Raw genomic sequence first — 1,583 nt, forward strand, 5'->3', positions numbered from 1 at the left:
CCTGCCCCGCCTGCTGATCGTCGGCCAGGCGAGCGAGGCCGAGGCCTTCCTGCGCGCGCCCGACGGCCTGGCCCAGCGCTACGCCGTGGTCGGGGTGCTGACCCCCGAGGCCCGCGAGACCGGCGACGAGATCCGCGGGGTCTGCGTGCTGGGCGCGATCGGCCAGTTCGACCGGGTGATGCGCCAGCTGCGCGACGGCGGCCTGTCGCCGGCCGCGGTGCTGTTCCTGGCCGAAGCCCCTCTGGGCGCCTTCGGGGCCGAACGCCTGGGCCAGCTGAAAAGCCAGGGCGTGCGCCTGCTGCGCCGCCAGGGCGTGGTCGAGATGGGCGACGGCCCCACCAACGGCGCCCTGCGCGAGATCAGCCTGGAAGAACTGCTCAGCCGTCCGCCGGTGCGGCTCGATCCCGCGCCCGTGCAGGCCCTGGTCAGCGGCCGGCGGGTGCTGGTCACCGGCGCCGGCGGCAGCATCGGCTCGGAGCTGTGCCGCCAGATCGCCGCCAGCGGCGCGGCCCACCTGACCCTGGTCGACGCCTCGGAGGCCAACCTCTTCCTGATCGACCGCGAGCTGGCCGAGGCCTGGCCGCAGCTGCCGCGCCGCGAAGCCCTGTGCGACGTGCGCGACGAAGGCCGCGTCTCGCGGCTGATGGCGTCCGAGCAGCCCGACATCGTCTTCCACGCCGCCGCCCTCAAGCACGTGCCGATGGTCGAGAGTCATCCGTGCGAGGGCGTGCGCACCAATGTGCTGGGCACCCGCAACGTGGCGGCCGCGGCCAAGGCCGCCGGCGCGTCCCACTTCGCCCTGATCTCGACCGACAAGGCCGTGGCCCCGGCCAGCGTCATGGGCGCCACCAAGCGCGCGGCCGAGGCGCTGGCCCGCCAGTTCGGCGGCGGCGGCGACATGCGGGTGGGCGTCGTGCGGTTCGGCAACGTGCTGGGCTCGGCCGGGTCGGTGGTGCCGGTGTTCCGCCACCAGATCGCCCGAGGCGGCCCGGTGACCCTGACCGACGCCGAGGTCGAACGCTATTTCATGACCATCCCCGAAGCGGTGTCGCTGGTGCTGCGGGCCGTGGCCCAGTCGGCCGCCGAGACCGCCCCGCCGGCCGGGGTGCTGACCCTGGAGATGGGCGAGCCGGTGAAGATCATCGATCTGGCCCGCCGGATGATCGAGCTGCAGGGCCTGGTTCCCGACAAGGACATCGAGATCCGCATCACCGGCCTGCGCCCCGGTGAAAAGCTCACCGAGGCCCTGGTCGACGTCAACGAGACCGCCGCCCCGAAAACCGACGGCGTGATCGAGGCGACGCCGCTCGTCCCGCCGCCGCGCATCGAGGAGGCGGTGCTGGCGTCGCTGGAAGCCTCGGCTCTGGCCGGCGACGAGTTCGGCGTGCGCACGCAGCTGTTCGCCCTGGTCGAGCGCCTGCGGGCGACGACGGCCGAGACGGCGGCGGTTTGATCCTTCTCCCCTTGCGGCGCGAGTAGGCGTGGCAGACCTCCAATCCGTAAAACCCCCGCGAAAGCGGGGGCCCAGGTGTTTTATCGTCGAGCGCCTCGCGTTTCAGAAAAAGCCTGGGTCCCCGCTTTCG

1 protein-coding gene is annotated in these 1,583 nt (G+C 73.0%); it reads left to right on the forward strand.

The annotated features are described in order from the left end of the window. The coding region (locus DMC18_RS24785; protein ID WP_110133410.1) for a nucleoside-diphosphate sugar epimerase/dehydratase at window positions 1-1,453 on the forward strand (1,453 nt) is incomplete at its 5' end. Window positions 1,454-1,583 lie beyond the last annotated feature (130 nt).

The sequence above is a fragment of the Caulobacter sp. D5 genome, assembly GCF_003185805.1.
GTDB lineage: Bacteria > Pseudomonadota > Alphaproteobacteria > Caulobacterales > Caulobacteraceae > Caulobacter.